The sequence below is a fragment of the Sedimentibacter sp. genome (assembly GCF_032080165.1).
Classification (GTDB): Bacteria; Bacillota; Clostridia; order Tissierellales; family Sedimentibacteraceae; genus Sedimentibacter.
This window is the reverse complement of sequence record NZ_DAMASY010000006.1, coordinates 102987-127787: the sequence shown is the minus strand read 5'-3', so window position 1 is coordinate 127787 and position 24801 is coordinate 102987. Positions and strand designations below refer to the sequence as shown.

At 33.6% G+C, this 24801-nt stretch carries 27 protein-coding genes; 20 read left to right on the top strand and 7 right to left on the bottom strand.

Annotated features, from left to right (window positions below):
- Window positions 1-6 precede the first annotated feature (6 nt).
- From RT412_RS10430 to RT412_RS10410, 5 genes are read left to right on the top strand one after another with little or no spacing between them, the layout of a single operon-like run.
- The gene (locus tag RT412_RS10430; RefSeq protein ID WP_313343349.1) at window positions 7-1584 is read left to right on the top strand and encodes an FMN-binding protein; all 1578 of its coding nucleotides are present in this window, start codon (window positions 7-9) and stop codon (window positions 1582-1584) included.
- Window positions 1581-2756: a 4Fe-4S binding protein gene (locus RT412_RS10425; RefSeq protein ID WP_313343346.1), complete on the top strand. Its 1176-nt coding sequence runs from the start codon at window positions 1581-1583 to the stop codon at window positions 2754-2756. The genes RT412_RS10430 and RT412_RS10425 overlap by 4 nt, the downstream gene beginning before the upstream one ends.
- Before the next feature lie 2 nt (window positions 2757-2758).
- A complete protein-coding gene (locus tag RT412_RS10420) occupies window positions 2759-3241 on the top strand; it encodes a hypothetical protein (protein WP_313343343.1) in 483 nt (160 codons plus the stop codon).
- Window positions 3242-3249: 8 nt separating this feature from the next.
- A complete protein-coding gene (locus tag RT412_RS10415) occupies window positions 3250-3801 on the top strand; it encodes an ECF transporter S component (RefSeq protein ID WP_313343340.1) in 552 nt (183 codons plus the stop codon).
- A 7-nt stretch (window positions 3802-3808) separates the two neighbouring features.
- A complete protein-coding gene (locus RT412_RS10410) occupies window positions 3809-4780 on the top strand; it encodes an alkaline phosphatase family protein (protein WP_313343337.1) in 972 nt (323 codons plus the stop codon).
- A 54-nt stretch (window positions 4781-4834) separates the two neighbouring features.
- On the opposite strand, the gene RT412_RS10405 is transcribed toward RT412_RS10410, so the two are convergent.
- Window positions 4835-5332, bottom strand: coding sequence for a ferritin family protein (locus RT412_RS10405; RefSeq protein WP_313343334.1), 498 nt, complete (start codon window positions 5330-5332; stop codon window positions 4835-4837).
- 111 nt (window positions 5333-5443) lie between these two features.
- Here RT412_RS10405 and RT412_RS10400 point away from each other — a divergent pair, with 111 nt between their 5' ends.
- From RT412_RS10400 to RT412_RS10355, 10 genes are all read left to right on the top strand, one after another.
- The gene (locus tag RT412_RS10400; RefSeq protein ID WP_313343331.1) at window positions 5444-5959 is read left to right on the top strand and encodes a hypothetical protein; all 516 of its coding nucleotides are present in this window, start codon (window positions 5444-5446) and stop codon (window positions 5957-5959) included.
- Entirely contained in the window at window positions 5959-6609 is a 651-nt protein-coding gene (locus RT412_RS10395; protein WP_313413265.1) for an ABC transporter ATP-binding protein, read from the top strand. The genes RT412_RS10400 and RT412_RS10395 overlap by 1 nt, the downstream gene beginning before the upstream one ends.
- Window positions 6609-7295, top strand: a complete 687-nt coding sequence (locus RT412_RS10390) for an ABC transporter ATP-binding protein (RefSeq protein WP_313343325.1) — start codon at window positions 6609-6611, stop codon at window positions 7293-7295. The genes RT412_RS10395 and RT412_RS10390 overlap by 1 nt, the downstream gene beginning before the upstream one ends.
- Complete coding sequence (locus tag RT412_RS10385; protein WP_313343322.1) at window positions 7261-7986, top strand: energy-coupling factor transporter transmembrane component T; 726 nt, start codon at window positions 7261-7263, stop codon at window positions 7984-7986. Before RT412_RS10390 ends, RT412_RS10385 begins: the two co-directional genes overlap by 35 nt.
- An 11-nt stretch (window positions 7987-7997) precedes the next feature.
- Window positions 7998-8744: a molybdopterin-guanine dinucleotide biosynthesis protein B gene (mobB, locus tag RT412_RS10380; protein ID WP_313343318.1), complete on the top strand. Its 747-nt coding sequence runs from the start codon at window positions 7998-8000 to the stop codon at window positions 8742-8744.
- Window positions 8729-9355: an RIO1 family regulatory kinase/ATPase gene (locus RT412_RS10375; RefSeq protein ID WP_313343315.1), complete on the top strand. Its 627-nt coding sequence runs from the start codon at window positions 8729-8731 to the stop codon at window positions 9353-9355. Before mobB ends, RT412_RS10375 begins: the two co-directional genes overlap by 16 nt.
- The gene (locus tag RT412_RS10370; RefSeq protein WP_313343312.1) at window positions 9352-11238 is read left to right on the top strand and encodes an FAD-binding protein; all 1887 of its coding nucleotides are present in this window, start codon (window positions 9352-9354) and stop codon (window positions 11236-11238) included. Before RT412_RS10375 ends, RT412_RS10370 begins: the two co-directional genes overlap by 4 nt.
- Before the next feature lie 138 nt (window positions 11239-11376).
- Entirely contained in the window at window positions 11377-11616 is a 240-nt protein-coding gene (locus RT412_RS10365) for a spore coat associated protein CotJA (protein WP_313343309.1), read from the top strand.
- Between the two features lie 14 nt (window positions 11617-11630).
- Window positions 11631-11897 (top strand): spore coat protein CotJB, encoded by a 267-nt coding sequence (locus RT412_RS10360; protein WP_313343306.1) that lies wholly within the window; start codon window positions 11631-11633, stop codon window positions 11895-11897.
- Window positions 11898-11911: 14 nt separating this feature from the next.
- Window positions 11912-12520: a manganese catalase family protein gene (locus RT412_RS10355; RefSeq protein ID WP_313343303.1), complete on the top strand. Its 609-nt coding sequence runs from the start codon at window positions 11912-11914 to the stop codon at window positions 12518-12520.
- Window positions 12521-12614: 94 nt separating this feature from the next.
- Here the strand turns inward: RT412_RS10355 and RT412_RS10350 are convergent, their stop codons facing one another.
- Complete coding sequence (locus tag RT412_RS10350; RefSeq protein WP_313413263.1) at window positions 12615-13046, bottom strand: CAP domain-containing protein; 432 nt, start codon at window positions 13044-13046, stop codon at window positions 12615-12617.
- 209 nt (window positions 13047-13255) lie between these two features.
- On the opposite strand from RT412_RS10350, the gene RT412_RS10345 reads away from it, so the two are divergent.
- Window positions 13256-13897: an HAD family phosphatase gene (locus RT412_RS10345; protein WP_313343298.1), complete on the top strand. Its 642-nt coding sequence runs from the start codon at window positions 13256-13258 to the stop codon at window positions 13895-13897.
- 110 nt (window positions 13898-14007) lie between these two features.
- Here RT412_RS10345 and dprA read toward each other — a convergent pair whose 3' ends face one another.
- The 3 genes from dprA to RT412_RS10330 all read right to left on the bottom strand — a co-directional run bounded on the left by dprA (window position 14008) and on the right by RT412_RS10330 (window position 17478).
- Window positions 14008-15111, bottom strand: coding sequence for a DNA-processing protein DprA (gene dprA, locus RT412_RS10340; protein WP_313343295.1), 1104 nt, complete (start codon window positions 15109-15111; stop codon window positions 14008-14010).
- Window position 15112: 1 nt separating this feature from the next.
- The gene (locus RT412_RS10335; protein WP_313343292.1) at window positions 15113-16639 is read right to left on the bottom strand and encodes a YifB family Mg chelatase-like AAA ATPase; all 1527 of its coding nucleotides are present in this window, start codon (window positions 16637-16639) and stop codon (window positions 15113-15115) included.
- A gap of 104 nt (window positions 16640-16743) precedes the next feature.
- A complete protein-coding gene (locus RT412_RS10330) occupies window positions 16744-17478 on the bottom strand; it encodes a redoxin domain-containing protein (RefSeq protein WP_313343289.1) in 735 nt (244 codons plus the stop codon).
- Window positions 17479-17779: 301 nt separating this feature from the next.
- Here RT412_RS10330 and RT412_RS10325 point away from each other — a divergent pair, with 301 nt between their 5' ends.
- Window positions 17780-19477 (top strand): glycosyl hydrolase family 18 protein, encoded by a 1698-nt coding sequence (locus RT412_RS10325; protein ID WP_313343287.1) that lies wholly within the window; start codon window positions 17780-17782, stop codon window positions 19475-19477.
- A 79-nt stretch (window positions 19478-19556) separates the two neighbouring features.
- Here the strand turns inward: RT412_RS10325 and mntR are convergent, their stop codons facing one another.
- Both mntR and RT412_RS10315 read right to left on the bottom strand, forming a co-directional pair.
- A complete protein-coding gene (gene mntR / locus RT412_RS10320; protein ID WP_313343284.1) occupies window positions 19557-20018 on the bottom strand; it encodes a transcriptional regulator MntR in 462 nt (153 codons plus the stop codon).
- 71 nt (window positions 20019-20089) lie between these two features.
- Window positions 20090-20446: a carboxymuconolactone decarboxylase family protein gene (locus RT412_RS10315; RefSeq protein ID WP_313343281.1), complete on the bottom strand. Its 357-nt coding sequence runs from the start codon at window positions 20444-20446 to the stop codon at window positions 20090-20092.
- 152 nt (window positions 20447-20598) lie between these two features.
- On the opposite strand from RT412_RS10315, the gene topA reads away from it, so the two are divergent.
- From topA to tsf, 3 genes are all read left to right on the top strand, one after another.
- Window positions 20599-22785, top strand: coding sequence for a type I DNA topoisomerase (gene topA / locus RT412_RS10310; RefSeq protein WP_398439282.1), 2187 nt, complete (start codon window positions 20599-20601; stop codon window positions 22783-22785).
- 248 nt (window positions 22786-23033) lie between these two features.
- Complete coding sequence (gene rpsB / locus RT412_RS10305) at window positions 23034-23798, top strand: 30S ribosomal protein S2 (protein ID WP_313343278.1); 765 nt, start codon at window positions 23034-23036, stop codon at window positions 23796-23798.
- Window positions 23799-23872: 74 nt separating this feature from the next.
- Window positions 23873-24787 (top strand): translation elongation factor Ts, encoded by a 915-nt coding sequence (gene tsf / locus RT412_RS10300; RefSeq protein ID WP_313343275.1) that lies wholly within the window; start codon window positions 23873-23875, stop codon window positions 24785-24787.
- The last annotated feature ends 14 nt before the right edge of the window (window positions 24788-24801 follow it).

Sequence of the window (24801 nt, the reverse complement as noted above, 5' to 3'; positions counted from 1 at the left end):
GATATTATGAATAATAAAAAGTTTTATTATATTATTATTGCCGTAACAGTTATAATCATAGGTACATTGTTTTTAACACAAAATAAGGCTTCTGAAGAAGAGAAAATAGCTCTGTCTTTTTATCCGGAGGCAAAAAAAGCCGAATTAATTAAAGACATAGCAGATGATGTTTTTATATCTTTAAATTTTCCTTCGGTTAAAAGAGGCTATAAAATAGACGGTGAAATTAAAGCATATGTTACTGACTGTATCGGTTACAATGGTCCGGTTGAAGTTTTGTCAGCCTTTGATACTGAAGATAATAAACTTATAGGTATTAAAATATTGAAACATGAAGAATCCTTGGATTATGCCGAACATATAGAAAAGGATTGGTTTTTGGAAAGATTTATAAATATAATTACAGACAAATATTTAAATTTAGTTGTTCTTGACAAGGAAAATGACGAAGATATAGTCCAGGTAACGGGAGCGACGGTTAGTTCTCAGGCGGTAGTAACTGCAGTAAATGCGGCTATTGGAGTGTTTCAATACCAAAATAACAATGTTGAAATGGCTAAAGTGGCGGATGTTGTACCTCAGGAAATGTGGCAGAAGGATATTAACAGCTTTTTAATCAACTGGGAAGAAGGCAGTGTAAGAGTTGATACTGATGAAATAAAGCAGTATGAGCAGCTTGAAATGGATGTTACCTTAATAAATACCACAGGTACTGAAACAGATATGCATGTTAAAGGCCCTGCCTTAAGGCATGTACTTGAAAAAGAAGGTATCAATTTAAGTGAGTATGAAGGTATCGGAATTACGGGACGTGATGGCTATTACACCTTGATAGACAAAGAAAAGCTATCTTTAAATGATGTGATATTAGTATGGGAAGTTGACAGAAAAATTATAATAGACGAAGAAAAACCTGTACGAATTGCTCTGCCTATGGAATTAGGACCTTATTGGGTTAAGATGGTGTCCAATATTGATTTGTATAAAGAAATATCCCCAAAGGACATTGATAAGGTACACATATTTAATATATTGACTAAGGATATTGAACCATATTATTATGAATATTACGGAAGTAAGGACAAATCCATAGAGGTAGGTAAAATTCTCCGAAAATTTGATATTGTAGATGAAAAGGGATTTTTTACAATGGGAGCCGTTGACGGGTTAAGCAAAAATGAAACCATATCATTAGTCAGACAAAGATACTTCATCAAGGTTGAAGGTGAAAATGCTCCAATGAATATTTCACCAAACTTTAAGCTTGGTATGAATGTAAAAAATATGACACATTTTTCAACTACCAAAGATGCCGTTATTTTCCCCGAAAAAATAATAGAAGTTGTAAGAACCGAGGATATAGACGGAGCTGAAGCCATGCTGTTAGAGGATGTGCTATTGACGGCAGGTATGAGATGGAATGATGGCAATACTTTTATTGCAGTAAGTGAAACTGGTGAAGAAATTAACTTGTCTTTAGATGATATGTTAAACAGCTATATAATATCTGAAGAGGAAACAGTCAGCTTCTATAAAGACAGTAAAATTCTTTTAACTGATTTAGCAAGGATAGAAAAGAAATGAAAATAAAAAAAAGAGCAATAATTCAAATTATTTTTTCCTTATCAGTTATAACTGCTTGTATTATTTACTATTTGTATATAAATGATTTTATAGATTTTAGGATTCTGTCGGCAGGTGATTTGAATCCATACGGTGGCTGGAGCTCATTAAAGTCATCATTGACCGATTTATCATACAGATGGCGGGGTATAAGTAAAAGCATCGGCTTAACAATTGCAATATCAGTTACGACCCTGTTGTTTGGCAGATTTTTTTGCGGTTACATATGTCCTATAGGAAGCCTGCAGGATTTCTTTAAATTTATAGGGAAAAAGCTGAATATTAAAGAAATTAAATTGAAAAAGACAAAATATTTTAATCCTGAAATATTGAAATATTTGATTTTAATAATCACCATGGTGCTCAGTATTTTGGGTATTGGAAATTTGATATCGATCTATTCCCCTTGGCTTTCTTATATGAATATTTTTATTGGTTTTAATATTCATATAGGCACTGTGGTGTTATTTGCTATTATTATATTCTCATTATTCATTAAGAGAATCTTTTGCAGATGTCTCTGCCCGTTAGGGGCATTTCAGGCACTTTTATATGCAGTGGGACCTTTCAAGGTATACAAATCAAGTAATTGTGACGGCTGCTCTGTTTGTTTAAAAAATTGTCCGGTAGATATACCCTATACAGATGAATTAACGGTTTCTCCCGAATGTATCAATTGTTCAGAATGTACAAGTCATATGTGTATTAAAGGAAGACAGGGATTTTCATATAAGTTTTCAGGGAAATTAATTAAGAGATATCTTCTTATAAGTTTAATTGTGTTTATGTCAATATATATATTACTGCCTTTAACTTCTTCTGCTAAACATGTATTTACTTCAGGCAGAGCTTCAAATTTGAATGACGGGGCTTATACAGGAAGAGGTATGGGTTTTGGCGGTTTTATGGATGTTGAAATAGTAATCAAGGATAATATCATTACAGACGTAAGAACTATTAATCACAGGGAGACAACAGGTTATTATGAGGAAGTATTCAAGGAAATATCTAAAGAATTAAAATATTCCAATAATTTAAATATTGATGCTATAAGCGGTGCAACAGCAACAAGCAGAGGGTATTTAAATGCTGTAAGAGATGCAGTAAGTAAATCATTATTGACGGGAAGGTAATTATGATTAAAAAGAATGCTATTAAAAATATAATAATTGTTTGTACTTTAATACTGCTCACTGCCTGTTCTGAAGAAAAAGCTTCCTTGACCGTAAAGGTTGGAAATGAAATTACAGAAATTGAAACAGACAGTATATATAACAGTACAGATGCAATTGCTTTTCCTGCCGTTGTAAGAAGCAGCGGACAAAAACCGGTAGAAACGGAATATAAGGGAATTGAGCTGATTAAGCTGTTAAATGAAAATAGGATTGAAATTGATAAATTTAAAAAAGCAACCTTTAATGCGTCAGACGGATACAGGATAATATTAGATATGGCAGAAATTAATGAACAAAGCAATGTTTATTTGTGTTTTGAAAGAGACGGAGAAAATCTTAAGTCAAAGAATCAAGGGGGAAACGGTCCGTTTCAGCTGATTATAAGAAGAGACCCCTTTAGCCAGCGATGGATAAAACATGTAAATGAAATTATATTGGAATAGGTATCAATATGCAAGCTAAATCATTTTTAAGTAACTTTTCAGTGTTTAATTTAATAGTCATTGCTATGCTGTCCGGCTTAGGAGTAGCCACAAAACCGATTATAGTTCCGCTTGTTCACATTATATCGGGTCCCTTGTTTATTCCCGGCGGAGCGGTAGCAGGAGGTTTCTATATGTTTTGGATTGTGCTGGGCGCCGCCATTGTAAAAAAAACCGGTACGGGAACATTGATTGGCATAGTACAAAGTATTTTGGTTATTGCCACTGGAGCTATGGGAACTCACGGCATCATGAGTTTAGTCTCATATACATTGCCGGGTATGATGGTTGATATAGTTTTTCTGTTTTCCAAGGATAAAAGCTACAACATTTTACATTGCTTATTTGGTTGCATGGCTGCTAATGTAACCGGTACCTTGATATCAAACATAATGTTTTTCAGATTACCTCCTGTTACGGTTGCTTTAATATTGTCGAGTGCGGCACTGTCCGGGGCAATAGGCGGTATAATTGCTTACAGTATAATTAAAGGATTAAAAAAAATAAATATAATTTTATAGGTATGATATGAAAAAAATAATAATCTTAATTATGTTTTCTGTTTTATTAATATCTTGCAGCGTTTCAACTTCTTCAGTAAATGAATCAGTAATTAACATTTTTGATAAACATGGAGATTTGGCAGCGGATTACTATCTGCAAGATAATATTATTTTAAGTGAAGATATAACTGATGAAAAGTATAATGAGCTTGCATTAATATATGACACGGGTTCAATAGTCAAACTTCCTGTTAAAGACTCAATCAGCATCAGTAAATTAAAGGAATTGAAAGGTATATATTTATATAATGATTTTTTCAGCATAACGGATGCTTATTATGATGCTAAATTATCCTTGGGAAATAATGAAAAAGTTATTTTAGTCTTACTTGACGGTTTTTCATTAAACCAATACATGCATGCATTAAGTGAGGGATATATAAAATTTCTTCAGAACTATTATAAAAATGAGGCCTTAAGTGTTTATACACCTGTTACAAATGCAGGATATGCAGCTATTATAACTGGAAAAACTCCTGATATTAACGGAATACATGACAGAAGCAACAGAGAAATGAAGGTCGACAGTATTTTTCAATACACATTGGAAAACAATAAGAAATCTATTATATTGGAAGGTGATATAAAAATTCTCAATACGGAAATAGAGCCGATGCTACATATAGATTTAAATAAAGACGGCGACACGGATGATGAGATGTTTGAAAGTACGTTAATAGAAGCAAAAGAAGATTATGATTTGATATTTGTTCATTTTCACGGAATTGATGACAGGGGACACAGCTTTGGACCGTATTCGGGTGAGGTAATGAACTATATTAGCAAAATAGATAACTGTATTAAACAATTATCAGAAATTTGGGAAGGTAAAATTATTCTTACAGCAGACCATGGGATGCATAAAACTTCAGAAGGTGGAAGTCACGGAGAATGTCAGCAATCGGATATGATTGTTCCTTATTTTGTAATAAATTGAAAAGACCGACTTCTTAGTTGCCGTCCAGCCGGTCAATACTTATGTATTTCTGAATTAAAACGGTGCAAATCCTTGTTCAGCCCACCAATCCTCTTTTAATAAGGAGTATTGATTACTGAATTGATTTAAATGAACTTTTTCCCAGCTTATAAGCAAATCAATGAGATCCTTGCTTGCTTGCGAAGATAATTTGCTTTTAGCTTCTTCATAAAAATCAATAGAGCTTTTTTCCATTTGCATTCCTATTCCGAAAATAGACATGGCAACTGATGAGCTGTTTTTATCTATTTTGTCCCAGCGATATATTTCAGGAGACGGAATATCAATGCCTGAACCAATGATATCTTCTATTTTCACTTCATTGCCGTCACTTAATTTTTTCCATAGCTTTTTTAAATAATCGGCATGTTTTAGCTCTTCATTGGCCAGTTCTAAAAACGCCTCTTTAGTTCCGGCGGTTGCAGATTGATTAGCGGCTAAATTGTAGAATTCGAATCCTTCTATTTCATTCAGAATTGCTTGAGAGATAACAGATAGTTCTTCTTTATACATTTTTTCCTCCTAAGTTCGTTATATAACATATTTATACCAAATATATATTTATTTTAAACAATTATTATAAAGTTAAACCAACTATTTAGATTTTAATAAGCGGAGCAGCATATGAACAAAAAAATCATTGCGATAGTAACAATTATATTATTACTCATAACGGTAATAATATCGTATAATTTTAACAAGCAAACAATGGAAGCACAGAAGGAAATATTAAACAGAGCTGAAATAATATTAGAAAACAGTAATAATGAAATAGTATTGAATATGGGAATCATTAAAGGCTCAGGGGAAGAAATTTTTGAAGCAATTCTTGACACTTCAACGACAGATGCAAAGCTTCATAGTTATGTGGGAGTTCAATTAAAGAATATATTAAAAGAAAATAATATAGAGATAAACGAAATAACCGGAGCTGTAATAACCGGTGCAGACGGATATGCGGTTGCGTATTCAAAGGAAGAAATATTAACCGATAAAAATATTTTTATTACATATATGGAGGACGGCAAATATTTGGGCAGCAGAGATAATGGCGGAAGAGGTCCTTACGAATCCATAGTAGTCAATGATATTTTCAGCAACAGAAGATGTAAGTGGATTACAAAAATAGAGGTAAAATAATGAATGCAGTTGAAATTAATAACTTAAGCTTCAGATATGAAAATTCAAAGTATGAAATATTAAAAGATATAAGCTTTTTCATAAAAGAAGGCGAAGCTGTTGAAATCAAAGGAAAAAGCGGCTCAGGTAAAAGTACTTTGGTAAATGTTATATGCGGATTAATTCCTTCCTTATACTCAGGTCATCTGGCAGGTGAAATTTTCATATTCGGAAAAAGTATAAAAGAAATGGCTTTGTCTGAAATGGTTTCAAATGTAGGCATTATATTTCAAAATCCGTCCACTCAGCTTTTTTCACCGACCATAGAAGATGAGCTTGCCTTCGGACCTGAAAATATGTGTATAAACAGAGAAGAAATAGGAAGAAGAATTGACAATATATTAAAAATTATCGGAATGGAACAATATAGATATGAGAATCCGAATAATTTATCCGGCGGACAACAGCAGCTTATTGCAATTGCCTCCGTACTAATGCTTGATCCAAAAATTGTTATATGTGATGAAATCATGTCATGGATTGATGATGAAAAAAAAGCAACAATAATAAATTTACTAAAAGAAATAAAGAATAAAGGAAAAACTTTGATAATAGCAGATCATGCTGAAAATATAGAAATAATAGACAGAACAGTATATATAGGTGAATAATGAGTAATTTTATAGAAATAAACAATGTTTCATTCAAGTATAAAAAAGGCAGGACAATATTTGATAATTTCTCTTTAGCACTTAATACAGAAGAAAACACAGTATTAACAGGAAATAACGGTTCAGGTAAGACAACCTTATCTAAGCTGATAATGGGCATTTTAAAGCCTCAAAGGGGAGAAATAAAAATATTGGGACGAAATTTATCCTCGTTGTCGTTAGGACAAGCAGGAGAGTTAATCGGATATGTATATCAATATCCTGAACGGCAGCTTTTTGCAATGTCTGTCACGGAAGAGCTTACTTTTCCCTTAATCACTAAAGGAATTATACCGGAAATTGCTTTAAAAGAAGCTGAGGAAATGATTAAAATATTTGAACTTAATAAGGTAAAAGATTCTTATCCGTTTTTTTTAAGTTACGGTGAAAAAAGACGACTTGCTATTGCATCTGTACTTATGAACAAACCAAAATTTTTAATACTTGATGAACCAACCGCTTCTTTGGATAAGGACAGAATAGAATCCTTAAACAAAATGCTGGATACATTGAGGGCTAAAAAAACAGGAATTTTGGCAATAAGTCACGACAAAGAATTTATAGAAAGATATGGGCAAAGAATTATCAGAATAGAAGGAGGTAAAATTATAAGTGATACAATCTCTGCAAATAGACCCCAGAACTAAGCTTACTATAGCCCTTTTGTTGTCAACTTTATCATTAATCCACAATGATTTGCTTACTCTTTTAGTCGTATTAGCAGTTTCTTTAATTTTATCATTTTTAATGAAAAGTAATGTTATCTCGATATTCTTAAGCATTAGAAAGCTGTTAGTTGTTATGACAGCAATTGCACTTATTCAAAGTATTTTTAACAAGTCCGGAAATCCCTTGTTTTCACTTGGAAAAGTGGTAATTTTGACTGATGCAGGTATAATAAAAGCTTTAGAATTTTTGTTGAGAATGACTGTTATAATTGTTTCCGGCTCAATTATAACAACCTCAAGCAGCAGAGAAATAATTCAAGGATTAGTGCAGTGGAAATGTCCATATGAAATTGCTTTTATGACTTCCATAGCCATTAGGTTTCTTCCTGTTTTTAAAGAGGAAATGACAGATATGGTAACTGCTGTACAATTAAGAGGCATAGATTTACAGAAGGTTAAATTAAATGAAAAGCTAAAGATTTATAAGTATTTACTGACTCCTATGGTCATTAATTCTGTTTTAAAAGCTAAGGAATTATCGGCAGCAATGGAGATGAGAGGTTTTAGGGCATATTCATTCAGGACAAGCTACATGATTTTAAAAATGAAAAATATTGATTATATCATTATTGGATTATGCTTGGCGGTAGTTGTATTTGTTATTATTTAGAGAGGTGTATAATGAAAGTATTTTCGGTAATCGGCATAACAGATTCAGGCAAGACAACCACAATTGAACATATAATAAAGGAATTAAAGAAAAGAAATTATTCTGTTGGAACTGTAAAGCATATTCACTTTCACGGTTTCAAAATGGATGCTGAGGGAACTAATACCGACAGACATAAAAAAGCGGGTTCATTATTGGTTACTGCAAGAGGAGAATATGAAACAGATATTTTATTTCAGGAAAAACTGAGCATAAACGAGATTTTGAACTTTTATAATCACGATTTTGTAATTTTAGAAGGTGCAAGAGATACTTGTGCTCCTAAAATAGTTACTGCACATGATGAAGAGGCAATAGAAGAACGTCTGGACGAAACTACATTTGCCATATCAGGTCGTATCGCAGACACAATAAATGAATATAAGGGATTGCCTGCAATCAGCGCAGTTAAGGATATCGAAAAATTAGTTGATTTAATAGAAGAGAAGGTTTTTGACAGATTGCCGGATATGAAGGATGAATGCTGTAAAAAATGCGGGCATACTTGTAAAGAATTATGCTCCTTGATTTTAAAAGGAAATGCGGAAAGGGGGGATTGCATTTTGGACGAACAAAAAGTAGTACTTAAGATTAACGGTAAAGAAATAAAAATGGTTCCTTTTGTACAAAAAATATTACTTAACTCGGTAGAGGCCATAGTAAAGGAACTTGAAGGATACAATGAAAATGGGGATATAGAAATATGTATCAAAAAATAAGCTTGACAAGTAAAAGAAATAAAGTAGTAAGAACTATTGAAAATGGCAATTCTTTTATTTATAAAACCTTTTATAATGATAAAGATCTTAAAAAAGAATTAGAAATATTAATACTGTTAAAACAAAACGGATTAACAGTCCCCGATGTAACAGATATAAATGATAACAGCTTAATTTTACAGGATTTAGGAGACAATACTCTTCTTGATTGGTATGAAAATGAAGAAAAGATTAATTCAACTGATTATGATGGAATTCTATATGAATTGTGCAGATGGTTAAAAAAGTATTATGAAATTACTTCTGCTGTTTATAATCATCAATATATAATATGGGACGTAAATTTCAGAAATTTTATTATATATAAGAGTGAAATTTACGGTATTGATTTTGAACAATCAAGACAGGGGAGAATAGAAGAGGATGCAGGAAGATTGGCAGCTTATGCATTGACTTACGATCCTCAAATGACGGACTGGAAAAAATTTTTCAACGGGAGATTTGTTAATATTTTAGCAAATGAATTTAATGTAGGTGCAGAACTGATATTATCTGAAATGGAAAAAGAGCTTAAATCAATAAAAGAAAGAAGAAAAAAGGAGGCAAAATGAAAAAATTATTCGTTATTTTATTAAGCTTAATGCTAATTATGCAGACATTAACGGGCTTTTCTTTTGAAACACCACAAATGAATTATAACAGTCAGGATTATCACTTTGAATATACAGTAGATTGGCATGGTGAATATGATGTGATCGTTGTCGGATATGGAGGAGCCGGAGCCACTGCAAGTATTGAAGCCGCAGATGAAGGTGCTGAGGTTTTATTGCTTGAAAAGGCACCTAAGGGACAGGAAGGCGGCAACACGAGATATGCAGGTCAGGCCGTCCTTGCTTTAGATAAAAATGACGTAGATAAGGGAACGGAATATTTTAAGAGCCTTAGAGGTAAATTCAATACACCGGTCGATGACATAATCATTTCATATCTTGAAAAAGCAAGTGAAAATCGAGAATGGCTCACTTCCATCGGTGCTAAAAACATAATGTCTTTTCCTTTTAATGAATACGATTATCCCGGCGGAGAGGTTATGGATGCTCTGATTATTGAAGGAGAAATGTTTACAGGCAAGCTGTACAGAACACTGCAAGAGGCAGTAGAAAAACGAAGCGATAAAATCGAAGTTTGGTATGAATCTCCTGCGGTTAATTTGATTCAGGATCCGAGAACAAAGACGGTTCATGGAGTTAAGGTCGAAAATAATGGAAAAATATTAAATATAAGAGCTAAAAACGGTGTTGTTCTATGTACGGGAGGTTTTGAGAATGATCAACAGATGATTCAGGATTACTTGCACCTACCCTACGGTTATTCAAAAGCAGCAAGATACAATACAGGTGACGGGATAAAAATGGCTATGGAGGTTGGTGCAAATCTATGGCATATGGGCAATATGGCTGGTCCCGATTTAAATGTATTGAACCCTGAAACGGGAACAACATTCGCTTATGCGATACAGGGAGAAAAGAGTGTATTGAGTACGGGCTTTGCTACTCAAAATACCATTTTCATAGGTACGGACGGCACAAGGTTCACGGATGAATCGCTTCTTCCTCACCATGGATATATTGATTTTCACAGCTCTTGGATACAGATGCCTTTATCTCTGCCTGCATTTGCTGTTTTTGATGAAACAGCAAGATTGTCGCAGCCGGTTTACGATTCATGGAGCGAAGGAAACATAGAAGAAATTGAGAAAGGTTATATTATAAAGGCAGATTCTATTGATGAGCTCGCTAAAAAAATAGGAGTAGATTCTGCAAATTTAAAAAAGACAATTAAAGATTACAATAAATTCTGTAACGATAAGAAGGATACAGATTTTAACAGAAATCCGAAAACATTAAAGCCTATTACAAAAGCACCATATTATGCAATGGAATTAGTTCCTTCCTTTACCAATACACAGGGAGGACCCGAAAGAAATAAAAATGGAGAAATTCTTGATGTTAACGGAAAACCCATACCTCACTTATATAGCGCAGGAGAGCTTGGCTCAATGTTTTCAAGTATTTATCAGGGAACCGGCAATTTAGGCGAAGCAGTTGCTTTTGGAAGGATATCCGGAAAAAATGCAGCCAAAATCAAATATGATGTATTGCAGGAAACAGTAATGAGCGGAAAGACTCCTATTAAAGCTGCATGGAAGGAACGAGAAGAAATAATATTGAAATCAGGTGAATATATCGGTAAGGACAGAGGTATAGGGGGACCTATTGAGGTTAAAGTAAATGTTCAAAACAAGAAAATTATGAATATTGATGTTGTTTACCATAATGAAACAAAAGGTGTAAGCACTAATGCAATTAAAACTGTAACGGACAGAATAGTAAAAAATCAAACAACAGATATAGATACGGTGTCAGGTGCAACAGTAACAAGCAAGGCAATAATAAATGCAGTTAAGGATGCACTGATTAAAGCCGGATTCTAAGATAAATGCAATTTTAAACAGCTTAATCACAAGCTGTTTTTTTTCGACCTTTTTTGATATATCTTTTTGGATATGTAACAAAAATATATCAAAGCCATATTATAAAATAAGTAGATACCATAAGGAGGAATCTTAAAAATGATTAATAATAGAAGATTAAGGGACGAGATGTACTATTCCGATTCTGAAACTTGTATACCTCAAGAATTGGTAATAGAAAACGTAAGATTATCAGCCGCATACGTCCCATATCAATTTATGTGTGAAGTATTTAGCCCTATAGAAAGCTTAGCGGCTGGAACTGCATTTCCGGAATTGTTTAGTCCTTATAACAGAAAAGATAATGAAATCAGACCCTGTGGATTATCAGAAAGTTAAGAGGAGGGAATAAAATGAATAATAATGCTATGAACTTAAAAAGAGAGATGGCCGGAACTCATATGATGCTGGAAGAATTGCAGTTATATCTAAATACTCATCCTAACGACAGAAATGCTTTAGCTAAACGTAATGCATTTGTAAAGCAGATGAAAATCCTAAACGATGAATATAATAAAAACTTTGGTATGATTAATCAGGATAATTCGCTTAGCACATATCCATGGCAATGGATTGAAGGACCGTGGCCTTGGGAATATGAAGCAAATTTTGAGATATAGGAAGGAGTATATATATGTGGTCATACGATAAGATATTACAGTACCCGATTAAAATAAAAAAACCTAATCCGGGCTTAGCAACAAAAATAATTTCACAGTACGGCGGACCGGACGGAGAATTAGCCGCTTCATTAAGATATTTAAGCCAAAGATTTTCAATGGTAACACCGGAAGCTATAGCAACTTTAAACGATATAGGCACAGAAGAACTTGCGCACCTTGAAATGATAGGCACAATGGTTCATCAATTAATGAAAAATGCAACAGTTGAAGAAATAGAAAGATCCGGAGCAGGCGCATACTATACGGATCATGGCAGAGGAGTTTATCCTCAAGCTGCATCTGGAACACCTTTTACGGCGGCATTTTTGCAAGTTAAGGGCGATCCTATAGTTGACCTTACGGAGGACTTAGCAGCAGAGCAAAAGGCAAGGGGAACTTATGAATGGTTAATTAACCAAACAGACGACCCGGATGTACTTGAGCCGTTAAAATTTTTGAGAGAAAGAGAAATAGTACATTATCAAAGATTTGGAGAAGCTTTAAGAAAAGTTCAGGACTATTTACAGGAGCCTCGGTTGTTTATGATGCCAAAACCTGATTTTTTAAGAAATAATAAATAGATGAAAAAACTGCATCTCGCTTGAGACGCAGTTTTTTTGTGTTCACTTTCAGTATAAGTGACCGACAATATCAGAGATTTGGGTCGTCTGCTTACTATTTGTCATCTGTAGTGAACATTTGTGTCCAATAAGGTGTTCCTGATGAGTCAACGTAATATCCTACACCTAAAAAAGTAAAATGCTTTGCCAAAATATTTTGGCGGTGTGTAGGTGAAGCCATCCATTCACTTACAACCTTTTCAGGCGTTTCCTGTCCCGAGGCGATATTTTCACCCCATGCAGCCCAGGTTATACCGAAGCTTAACAGCATGTCACTTGCCATACCGTACGTTGGTGAATAGTGGTCGAAATAACGGTTAACTGCCATATCCTGTGACTTGGTTCTTGCTACATTTGAAATTGCTTGATCATAATAAAGAGCAGGCAATCCATACGCTTGTCGTTCTGCGTTAACTAACTGAACAACCTTTTGTTCATAATTGGTATTAACAGGAGGAGCGGTTTGAACCATAGCAATAGCTGACACATTTGTCAGAGCCAAAAGTGCTATTAATAAAAATGCAATTTTATTTTTCGTACAAATACACCTCTTTAAAATAGTTTTGAAACATAAAATTAGAATTTTTGTTTCATCTTTATTATTTCATATAAAAATGATATTATAATCATAAATAGTTTGATAAAATGGAAAATAAAGAACGATTTATTTTGATTGTTTATGAAATTGGAGGAAAAATGAAAAATTTAAAATTTGCAATTTTTGATTTAGACGGTACACTGTTAGAATCAATGGAAGCATGGAATAATTTAGGAAGGGATTTACTGTACCCAAAGGGAGTTAAAGTACCGGATAATTTAAACGATATAATAAAGCCAATGACCTTAAGGGAATCTGCCGAATATTTTCAAACAGCTTTTAAAATTAATTTAAGTGTGGATGAAATACTTAATGAAATGAGTATTATAATGGAAGCAAAATATAAAAATGAATTGGAACTAAAACCATATGTAAAAGAGTATTTGATAAAATTAAAAAATAATAATGTTAAAATGTGTATTGCTTCAGCCACTCCGTTAAATATGATAGAAGCTGCCTTGAAACGTCTGGACATTATTGATTTTTTCGAATTTATTTCAAGCTGTGATGAAGTCGGCGTCGGTAAAAATCAACCTGATATATTTTATTATGCTGCTAAAAAGTTAAAAGCAGAGCCATCGGAAATAGCAGTTTATGAAGATGCTGATTTTGCATTAATCACTGCCAAAGAAGCAAATTTTTATACAATTGGAGTATACGACAAGTTTTTTCATGATAAAAGAAAAAATATTGAGTTAATCAGTGATATATATATTAAATCCTTTAAAGAACTAATATAGGCTGTCGAAAACGCCCGCCTGCTGCGTTGCCGTTCAGCCGGTCAATCTCACGTATGTTGAATACGCGACCGTTGCCCGCCTTCCGGCGCCTTGCAGAGTGAACGTTTTCGTCAGCCTAATGTAAACCTGTTGCCGGGAATCTGTTTAATAACTCCCTTCATCTCTAAGAATGTAAGGCGGCTTAGCAATATTTTAATGTCAAGAGAAGTTTCTTCATTAATTTCAAATATTGATTTACTGCCTGATTGAAGAGAGTTTAATATTATTATTTCTTGTTCTGAAAGATCATTATAATCAATAAAATTTTGCTTTTTATTTACTCTTTCTTTTAATTCTAAGATTTCTTCTACTATATCATTTATTGAAGTAGTTATTTTAGCTCCGTCTCTAATTAAGCTGTTTGTTCCTTTGCTGAAAAAGCTGTCAATATTGCCGGGAACAGAGAATATTTCCTTTCCCTGGTTGGCAGCATGTCCTGCCGTTATTAAGGTACCGCTTTTTTCTTGTGCCTCAACCACTAATACACCGTCAGAGAGCCCGCTTATTATTCTGTTTCTGTCGTGAAAATTGTTAGGCATCGGCTCCATGCCAAAAGTATATTCCGTAATTATAGTGCCTCCATTTTCCACTATTTCATGATAAAGCTTTTCGTTGCTTTTTGGATAAACTATATTTATACCGCACCCAATAATTCCAACAGTTTTAACATTGTTGACGAGTGCAGTTTTATGAGCAATGGTATCAATTCCGGAAGCCAAACCACTGATTATATTGACATCTAATTGGGATAACTCACGAGTAAGCTTTTCAGCAACCCATTTACCATAGCCGGTGGCTTTGCGCGAACCGACTACAGCAATTGACAGCTTATCAATATCTTCTAAGCTGCCTTTATAATACAAAATGTACGGAGCACCGGATATTTGTTTTAACTTTTCAGGATAGTTTTCATCAAATACGGTAACTATTTGTGCGTTTTCATCATGTAATTTTTTTAATAATTTTTCTTTGAAGGTGTCTTTAGAATTTGACAAGCCTGCAATTAATTTATTTGATAAGGTTTTTAAATTGTATTTTTCAACTTCAAAATTATCCCACAAATCTTTTGTGCTGCCGTTAAAGTATTCGAATATACTATCAATTTTTCTGTTGGAAATGCCGTTTATTGAATTAAGCCACGCAAGTGTCAATTGATTTATATTTAAACTTTCCATATTACCTCCAATATTTACGGTCTAAGCTTCTGTATTGTATTGCTTCCGCTATATGTACTGTTTCAATATTTTCACTACATTCTAAATCAGCTATTGTTCTTGCAACTTTCAATATTTTGTTATATGCCCTTGCACTGAGTCCTAATCTTTCAAAGGCATCACGTAAAAGCTGTTCTGAGCTTTTGTTAATTTTGCAGTATTTTGATATGTGTTTACCGCTCAGTTCCGAATTTGTAAGTATTCCGATATTTTCATATCTCTTTTTTTGAATATTTCTTGCTTTAATAATACGTCCTTTTATTTCTGCCGATGATTCCTCCGGTTTATCATTTTTCAAATCTTCATATTTAACAGGTGAAACTTCTATTTGTATATCAATTCTATTTAACAATGGTCCGGAAATTTTACCTAAGTATTTGTTTATCTGACTTTGGTTGCAGGAACATTCATGGTTAGGGTCACCCAGATAACCGCAAGGGCAGGGGTTCATAGATGCAACCAACATGAATTTTGCCGGGAATGTAAAGGAACCGTTTACCCGGGATATAGAAATATTTCCATCCTCCATTGGCTGTCTTAATACCTCAATTACGTTTTTAGGAAACTCAGGAATTTCATCAAGAAACAAAACACCGTAATGTGATAATGAAACTTCACCGGGGCTTGGCTTTGAACCACCTCCGGCCATGGCTATCCTTGACGATGTATGGTGTGGAGAACGGAAGGGACGTTTTTTGATTAGCCCTTTATTATTTAAGAGACCGGATATACTGTATATTTTTGTAACTTCTAAAGATTCATCAAAAGTTAAATCAGGTAGTATTGTAGGAATTCTTCGGGCAATCATAGTTTTTCCCGAGCCGGGTGAACCCAAAAACAGTATGTTGTGCATTCCGGCAGCTGTAATTTCTACTGCTCTTTTTAATTCAGGTTGTCCTTTTATCTCAGAAAAATCTTCTAAAAATTCTTCTTTATATTCTGTATCATCATAAATAACCTTGTATGGTTCAATGTGTTTAAAACCTTTTAAGTAACAAATCAATTCTTTTAAGCTTTCAACGGGGATTACATCTATACCTTCTATAGCACCGCATTCCTTTTTGTTTTCTGAAGGAATAATAATTTTAGTGAAATTGTTGTTTCTTATAGCAATAGCCATAGCTAAAGCACCGTCTATTGCTGTAATTCTTCCGTCTAACGAAAGCTCACCGATAACGCATATTTTATCTTCCATATCTTTTTCTATGATTTTACTTGCACAAAGTATCCCTAAAGCAATAGGCAGGTCTATTTGACTGCCTTCTTTTTTTAGATTAGCAGGTGCAAGGTTAACTGTTATTCGACTGACAGGGAAGCTGTAGCCGCTGTTTTTTATTGCAGAGCGTACTCTTTCCTTTGATTCGCGTATAGAGATATCCGGCAGACCTACTATATTAAAAACAGGCATACCCCCGGATATGTCGGTTTCCACATCAACTTCATATCCTTCAAGACCATAAAGAACACATGTTTTGATTTTAGAAAGCATAAAACCTCCATGATTATTTTTTACATTATACCATATTTTTCTAAATATATATATGTTTTTTTTGCTTTTTTTAGATTGGGGGCAGATAATCTGACCCCAATTTTTTATCGAGGACCTTCTGCTGAGGTTTCCGGCATATCTTGATAACAAACGTACCAGAACGGACAGTTAATGTTTAGCTCTTCTTGATTAACCTCCCTTTCTAAAATTTCTTCGTAAGTGTTTGGAACCGGAAGAACCAAAGGGTCTCCTAAATTCCAATTTGCAGGAGTTTGAAGGTTGTATTCTTCGGTTATTTGAAGTGAGTCAATTATTCTTAACAATTCTTTTCCGCTTCTTCCGCAGGAGATAGGCAGTATTAATATAGATTTTATTCTGCCTTCAGGATTAATTAGAAAAGAATTTCGGACAGTTTCACCATACATTCTGTCAGGATTTAGCATTCCATACATTTCGGAGATTTGCATGTTGGTATCGTCAATTATAGGAAATGGGATCGTTATGCCGGTTTTTTGATAAATATCATATGCCCATGCTAAATTAGCAGAATTACTGTCTGTTGTTAATGCCAATACTTGAACATTTCTCTTTTCCAATTCATTATACTCTTGTGCCAAGCTTATGACTTCGGTTGTTGAAACTGAACCGAATGAAAAGGGATAACTCGCCAATAACATCCACTTACCCCTATAGTCTGATAATCTTACATAACCATGGGTAGACAAAGCAATAAAATCCGGAGCCAACCTACCGATAGTAATACATTCAATTCCTCTTTGGTTTTGTAAATTAAAAATATGTTTGTTTTTATTATTAACTAAATTATTATTATGAATCATAATATCACCCGTAATTTGTATTTTTATATCACTTACAGTATAAGCGACTGACACCAAATCTCGCATACAGCATAAACGACTTACACCAATTAAAAATTTGGGTAATCTGTTTAAAGATTTGGGTCATTTGCTTATATTATATGTTGATAATCAGTGAATGGTATAAACTTAAATTATTCTTGTATGGATTATTATGGCTATGTAACTAAGATTAAAAAGGAGTACCATTTTTTACTCGTATGATAATTAATTATTTTTTTATATAATATGTTTAACATTATAGGGAGGGCGTTACATACATATGAAAAAAATACATACAAAAAGCTTAATTATTTTTTTGTTGATTATATTTCTGACAACGTTTTTTATTAATTACAATTTAGTTTACGGTGATGAAAATAAAAGCAAGGAATATAAGGTAATTGGATATTATACCGCTTGGTCATCTTATTCGGGATTTACACCCGATAAATTAGATGCAAGAAAATTTACCCACATAAATTATGCTTTTGCAAATATCGAAAACAATAAAATAGTTTTAGGATATCCGGACAAGGATCCTGCTAATTTAAAAATTCTCAACGAATTAAAATCAATAAATCCCGATTTAAAAATACTTATATCTGTAGGGGGATGGAATTGGTCGGATAAATTCTCCGATGCTGCAGAAACAGAAAGCTCAAGAACAGCATTTGCCGAAAGCTGTGTTGACATTATAACTAAGTATAATATAGACGGAGTTGACTTAGATTGGGAGTATCCGGTTGGCGGAGGATTACCTGCAAATACTAACAGGGCATCGGATAAACAAAATTTTACACTTTTACTTGAAAAGATACGAGAAAAATTAGATGAGCAAGGGAAAATAGATAATAAACATTATTTGTTATCCATAGCAGGAGGAGCAAGCAACTATTATTTAAACAATGTAGAGCCTGATAAAATACATCAATACATAGATTACGCCAACATAATGACATACGACATACGTGGCTCGTGGGATGCATATACTGATTTTAATTCTCCTCTATATAACAATACGCAAGCAAGTCCTCAATATAAATGGAGCATAGATGCTAGCGCAAAGGCATGGGAAAAAAGTGGATTTCCTAAGGAAAAAATAGTTATAGGAATTCCTTTTTACGGTTATCTGTTTAATGGAGTTAAAAACGATAATAATGGGCTTTACCAAAGCTTTCAGAATGCCAAGTCGGTTAGTTTCAACACAATTGCTAAATATTTAAATGATTCCGATTATAAAAGGTACTATGATGATGAATCAATGGTTCCGTGGCTATTTAACGGTTCATCATTCATATCCTATGATGATGAACAATCAATAAGTTCAAAGGCGGATTATATAAAAACAAACAACCTTGGAGGCGCAATGATATGGGAATTAAGTCATGACCCTGATGAGGTATTATTAAACGCTTTGACTGTTATTTTAAATCCGGAAAGAGTAAATTTACTAACAAATCATTGGGCTGAGGAAACAGTTCAATATTTGGCTTCTTTGAATATAATAAATAATCTTGATACGTTTAATCCCGAAGGTTCCGTAACAAGAGGTGAATTTGCAGAATACATAACCAAATCATTAAAAATTGAAAAGCAGGATACTTTAGAATCGAATAAATTTTCTGATGTAAGCCCGGACAGCAATATATCCGAAGCAATCGGCTTAGCAGTTCAAAGCGGCATTGTTGAAGGCTACACTGACGGCACATTCAGACCAAATAATTACATAACAAGGCAGGAAGCTATGGTTATGTATTCAAGAGCGATGGATTATGCAGAAATATCTTTTGCCGATGACAACAGAATTGATAATTACAGTGATAAGGATGAGGTTGCTGATTGGGCATATCCTTACGTCAAGAAAGTATTAAGCTCGAAAATTTTTAATGGAATCAGCGAAACAATCATATCTCCTTTAAGTACTTTCAAGTATGCTGAGGCAGCTGCCGCTATAAGTAACCTGTTGGAAAAAAATTGAATAAAAAATGGGTCCCTTAACTGCGTTCAGGATGACAGTGGTTTTGTCATTCTGAGCGTAAACAAGCGAACAATTCTCCTTATGAGTTGTAATTATTAAACCTCTCTAATATATCAGGATTATTGTTTATAAAAGAAATATATTTCTCGAAACATTGAACAGTTTCCGGGCTTAAGGTATGTTCTATTTTCTCTGTTTCTTTTAATAATATATTATCATGAATTCCCATCAATTTTAAAAATGTTTCTATCGTATTATGGCGGCTTATTAACAGCTTGCCTAAAACACTGCCTTCTTCCTTTAGCATTATAACGCCGTATCGTTCATATTTCAGGAGATTTTGCTTTCCCAACCTTTGTACCATCCTTGTGACTGACGGAGGGTGGACATTCAGAGCATCGGCTAACTCGTTTATTCTTGTAAATCCTTTGTCGGATGATAATCTGTAAATCATTTCAAGATAATCTTCCATCGAAGCAGTTAATTCATTATCGTTATTTTTCATATATTCACTGAAAGTATAATAGTTTTTACTATTCAAAATACCACCTGCTTTAAGGTTATTTGTACTATTATATTCATTAACCCGTTCGGGATGACAAAAACAGCGTTTTAAAATGACAGGGTTTCTCTTTCGTGCTCCAACACATCTCTTAAACAGAGCATTGCGTGCATTGTTTTCGGGAAACCGCATGTTGGTGCAACCAATAATATAGTATGTTCAATTTCTTCTTTAGTACAGCCGCTTTTTAGAGCTTTCAACATATGAGTTCTTAAGGAATATGGATTTTGGCAATCAGCGGACAGCGCAATTTTAATAAGCCATCGAGTTTTCTCATTTAGCGGACCACCATTTTCATGAACCAATTTTCCGAAATTTTCATATGCTTCGTAAATTTCACCATGATTTTCAACCATGTATTTAAGATTTTTTTCAATTACATCAAAATTATCAAAATAATCCTTCATTTTTACCACCTCATTTTAAATTATTATTTCTGATATATATTTATTATAGCCATTCTTTTAAATCTTATAAAGTCATTTCTATTGACAAATAAAAAAATGTATTATATGTTATATATGATTTTTTATACATGCAAGCGGTATTGGAGGAAATAATGAATAATTTGTTAATAGTTGAATCTCCGGCAAAAGCAAAGACGATAGGTAAATTTTTAGGCAAAAATTTTACTGTTAAAGCTTCGGTTGGACACATTAGAGATTTACCTAAAAGTAAATTAGGTATTGATGTTGAAAATAATTTTGAGCCAAATTATATCACTATCAGGGGAAAAGGTGATGTAATAAAGGAATTAAAAAAAGAAGCCAAAAAAGCCGAAAATATATATCTCGCAACTGACCCTGACAGGGAAGGCGAAGCAATTTCATGGCATTTGGCTAAAATTTTAAATTTAGATGAAAATAAAGAAATAAGAATCGAATTTAATGAAATAACGAAGGATGCAATTAAAAAGGCAAGCAAAAATCCAAGAAAGATAAATATAGATTTAGTTGATGCACAGCAGGCAAGACGAATTCTTGACAGACTGGTTGGTTATAACATCAGCCCTTTGTTGTGGAAAAAGATAGAGAAGGGTTTAAGTGCAGGAAGAGTTCAATCTGTTGCATTAAAGTTAGTTATCGACAGAGAAAGAGAAATAATGGAATTCAAGCCGGAAGAATATTGGTCGCTTGAATTGGAGGTTAAAAAGCAAAAAAAGAAATTTACTGCCAAATATGTAGGAAATTATAATAACGACAAGGTTAACAAGGTCAAAATAAAAAATGAAAATGATATTAATGAAATATTAAATAATCTTGATAAAGAAAAAATAAATGTATTTAAAATAGATAAAACAAAAAGCTATTCCAAGCCAAGTGCACCTTTTACTACAAGCAGCTTGCAGCAGGAGGCTAACAGAAGAATCAATTTTACAGCTAAAAAAACAATGATGGTTGCTCAGCAGCTTTATGAGGGTGTAAACATAAAGGGAGAAGGAAGTATCGGTCTTGTTACATATATAAGAACAGATTCCTTCCGATTATCAGATGAAGCAATTGCAAGTGCCAAAGAATATATTAGCGGAAATTTCGGAGAAAAATGTTTTTTAAACCGGACATATTCAAAATCTAAAAAAAGTGAAAATAAGGTGCAGGATGCTCATGAAGCTATCAGACCGACATCTGTATTCAGAAATCCTGAATTAATAAAAGACAGCTTAACTAATGATCAATATAAATTGTATAATCTGATATGGAAAAGATTTGTTGCTTCTCAGATGGTTGATGCAGAATATGACGTAACAAAAGTATTGTTAAATAACAATAATAACATATTTGAAGCAAATGGCAAGGTTCTGGTTTTTGACGGTTATAAAGCAGTTTACAAATACAGTGATGAATCTGAAAGCAAGCTTCTGCCCAACGTTGTAGCAGGAGAACAGCTGGAAATAGCCAAGGTTTTACCGGAACAGCATTTTACACAGCCGCCGGCACGATATACGGAAGCAAGCTTAATTAAGGATTTAGAGGAAAGGGGTATAGGAAGACCAAGTACCTATGCACCAACCATTACCACAATTACAAGCAGGGATTATATTGTTAAGGATAAAAACTATCTGATTCCTACGGATATGGGATTTTTAGTAACTGAAATGATGGAAAAATATTTTTCTAATATAGTTAATGAAAAATTTACTGCTGAATTGGAAAACAGCTTAGATGAAATTGCATCAGGCAAAAAGGAATGGCACGAAGTAATAAAAGATTTTTATTGTGGTTTTAAAACAGAGTTAGACGTTGCCGAAAAGGAAATGGAAGAAATTGAGATAAAGGATGAAGTAAGCGATGTAAAATGTGAAAACTGCGGTGCCTTTATGGTGATAAAAAAGGGAAGATACGGTAAGTTTTTAGCATGTCCCAATTATCCCGAATGTAAAAATACAAAGCCGTTAAATTCCGGCGAACAAGCTGAGGAAACCGATGAAATATGCGAAAACTGCGGTTCCAAAATGCTTAAGAGAAAAGGTAGATACGGAGAATTCTTAGCTTGCTCGAATTATCCCGATTGTAAAAATACAAAACCTATATTAAAAACTATAGATGTTAACTGTCCTCTTTGCGGCGGGAAAATAGCCGTTAAGTTTTCTAAGGCAGGAAGAAGATTTTTCGGATGCACCAATTATCCTGATTGTAAATATATGTCCTGGCTTGAACCGACTAATCAAAAATGCCCGGATTGCGGTGAAATGATGGTTATAAAAGATAATAAGCCGACATGTATAAATAAAAATTGTAAAATTTGATATTGTGTCATACTGAGCGATAGCGAAGAATCTCCATACGAATTCATAGTGAGATTCGTTGCTTTGCTTTGGATGATAAATATCGTTTAGATTTATGCAAAAAATAATTAATTATATATTGCCAAATAAAAACAGCTATGATATACTTAATCATAATTACGCACAGAATTAGATCATGCAAGAGTTGTGCCGAAAGGTCTTTTGAATGAGTTGAAAATTCTGGAGGTAAAAACAAAAGGAGGAAAATTATGGCTATTATTAGCATGAAAAAACTGCTTGAAGCAGGTGTTCATTTTGGTCATCAAACAAGAAGATGGAATCCAAAGATGGCAGAGTACATTTTTACAGAAAGAAATGGAATCTATATTATCGATTTGCAAAAAACAAGCGATAAGGTAGATGAAGCTTACAATTTTATTAAGGAAGTTGTAGCAAACGGCGATGAGGTATTATTCGTCGGAACAAAAAAGCAAGCACAAGAATCAACTAAGACAGAAGCTTCAAGATGCGGAATGCACTTTGTAAGTCAAAGATGGTTGGGCGGTATGCTTACAAACTATTCTACAATCAGAAAAAGAATTGACAAATTAAATTCTTTAAAGGCAATGGAAGAAGACGGAACTTTTGCTCTTCTTACTAAAAAAGAAGTAATTAAATTAAAAAATGAAGCTGAAAGATTGGAAAAATTCTTAGGCGGAATTAAAAATATGGAAAAACTTCCGGGTGCATTATTCGTTGTAGACCCAAGAAAAGAAAAAATAGCTGTTCAGGAAGCTAAAATATTAGGAATACCGGTAGTAGCAATAGTAGATACTAACTGTGATCCTGATGAAGTTGATTTTGTTATTCCGGGAAATGACGATGCTATAAGAGCGGTTAAATTACTGACAGCTACATTGGCAGACGCAGTTCTTGAAGGAAAACAAGGTGTTCAGTTCACTGAAGAAGAACCTGAAGAAGATGATGTAGCGGAAGAAGAATTAGAAAAAGTAGAAGAAAGTTTTGAAGAATAATAAAATAGAAAACAAAGTAAGGGGTCAGGAATTTTTTCCTTACACCTTGCTTTTTTAAATCTGGAGGTTATTAAATGGAAATTACAGCTTCAATGGTAAAAGAACTAAGAGACAAAACGAATGCAGGCATGATGGACTGCAAAAAAGCATTGGCAGAAACAAACGGAGATATTGAAAAAGCAATTGATTACTTAAGAGAAAAAGGATTGTCAAAGGCATCTAAAAAAGCTGACAGAATAGCTGCTGAAGGACTTACATACGCCTTGGTATCAGAAGACGGTAAAAAAGGTGCTGTTGTAGAAGTAAACTCAGAAACAGACTTTGTTGCCAAAAATGAAGAATTTAAAAATTTTGTAGAAACTGCTGCTAAAGTAGTATTAAATCAAGAAGTTAAAGATGTAGAAGCTTTAAAAGATATTAAAGTAGAGGGTGGAAAAACTTTACAGGAAACTTTGACAGATAAAATAGCTAAAATAGGCGAAAATATGACAATCAGAAGATTCGCTGTTGAAAAAGTTGAAAACGGTGCTGTTGTAGCTTATATACATGCAGGCGGTAAAATATCTGTAATAGTTGCTTTAGAATCAGAAGGTGATAAGGAAGCTCTTGAAGTTCTTGGAAAAGATTTAGCTATGCAGGTAGCAGCAATGAATCCTAAATATATTTCTACAGATGACGTTGATCCGGAATTCATAGCTCATGAAAGAGAAATATTGATTGCTCAGGCTTTAAATGAAGGCAAACCAAGAAACATTGTAGAAAAAATGGTTGAAGGAAGATTACAAAAAGAACTTAAGGAAGTTTGTTTGTTAGAACAAGCTTATGTAAAAGACGGAGATATCACTGTTAAAAAATATATCGAAAACACTGCTAAAAATATAGGTAAGGATATAAAAGTTGCCGGTGTTCAAAGATATGAAGTAGGTGAAGGAATAGAAAAGAAATCTGAAAATTTTGCTGAAGAAGTAGCAAAACAAATGGGTCAATAGTCCTGAGGTAAATA

Coding starts and splice junctions, on each gene's coding strand:
- RT412_RS10430 (WP_313343349.1), top strand. CDS start 7: ATGAATAATAAAAAGTTTTATTATATTATTATTGCCGTAACAGTTATA.
- RT412_RS10425 (WP_313343346.1), top strand. CDS start 1,581: ATGAAAATAAAAAAAAGAGCAATAATTCAAATTATTTTTTCCTTATCA.
- RT412_RS10420 (WP_313343343.1), top strand. CDS start 2,759: ATGATTAAAAAGAATGCTATTAAAAATATAATAATTGTTTGTACTTTA.
- RT412_RS10415 (WP_313343340.1), top strand. CDS start 3,250: ATGCAAGCTAAATCATTTTTAAGTAACTTTTCAGTGTTTAATTTAATA.
- RT412_RS10410 (WP_313343337.1), top strand. CDS start 3,809: ATGAAAAAAATAATAATCTTAATTATGTTTTCTGTTTTATTAATATCT.
- RT412_RS10405 (WP_313343334.1), bottom strand. CDS start 5,332: ATGTATAAAGAAGAACTATCTGTTATCTCTCAAGCAATTCTGAATGAA.
- RT412_RS10400 (WP_313343331.1), top strand. CDS start 5,444: ATGAACAAAAAAATCATTGCGATAGTAACAATTATATTATTACTCATA.
- RT412_RS10395 (WP_313413265.1), top strand. CDS start 5,959: ATGAATGCAGTTGAAATTAATAACTTAAGCTTCAGATATGAAAATTCA.
- RT412_RS10390 (WP_313343325.1), top strand. CDS start 6,609: ATGAGTAATTTTATAGAAATAAACAATGTTTCATTCAAGTATAAAAAA.
- mobB (WP_313343318.1), top strand. CDS start 7,998: ATGAAAGTATTTTCGGTAATCGGCATAACAGATTCAGGCAAGACAACC.
- RT412_RS10375 (WP_313343315.1), top strand. CDS start 8,729: ATGTATCAAAAAATAAGCTTGACAAGTAAAAGAAATAAAGTAGTAAGA.
- RT412_RS10370 (WP_313343312.1), top strand. CDS start 9,352: ATGAAAAAATTATTCGTTATTTTATTAAGCTTAATGCTAATTATGCAG.
- RT412_RS10365 (WP_313343309.1), top strand. CDS start 11,377: ATGATTAATAATAGAAGATTAAGGGACGAGATGTACTATTCCGATTCT.
- RT412_RS10360 (WP_313343306.1), top strand. CDS start 11,631: ATGAATAATAATGCTATGAACTTAAAAAGAGAGATGGCCGGAACTCAT.
- RT412_RS10355 (WP_313343303.1), top strand. CDS start 11,912: ATGTGGTCATACGATAAGATATTACAGTACCCGATTAAAATAAAAAAA.
- RT412_RS10345 (WP_313343298.1), top strand. CDS start 13,256: ATGAAAAATTTAAAATTTGCAATTTTTGATTTAGACGGTACACTGTTA.
- dprA (WP_313343295.1), bottom strand. CDS start 15,111: ATGGAAAGTTTAAATATAAATCAATTGACACTTGCGTGGCTTAATTCA.
- RT412_RS10335 (WP_313343292.1), bottom strand. CDS start 16,639: ATGCTTTCTAAAATCAAAACATGTGTTCTTTATGGTCTTGAAGGATAT.
- RT412_RS10330 (WP_313343289.1), bottom strand. CDS start 17,478: ATGATTCATAATAATAATTTAGTTAATAATAAAAACAAACATATTTTT.
- RT412_RS10325 (WP_313343287.1), top strand. CDS start 17,780: ATGAAAAAAATACATACAAAAAGCTTAATTATTTTTTTGTTGATTATA.
- RT412_RS10315 (WP_313343281.1), bottom strand. CDS start 20,446: ATGAAGGATTATTTTGATAATTTTGATGTAATTGAAAAAAATCTTAAA.
- topA (WP_398439282.1), top strand. CDS start 20,599: ATGAATAATTTGTTAATAGTTGAATCTCCGGCAAAAGCAAAGACGATA.
- rpsB (WP_313343278.1), top strand. CDS start 23,034: ATGGCTATTATTAGCATGAAAAAACTGCTTGAAGCAGGTGTTCATTTT.
- tsf (WP_313343275.1), top strand. CDS start 23,873: ATGGAAATTACAGCTTCAATGGTAAAAGAACTAAGAGACAAAACGAAT.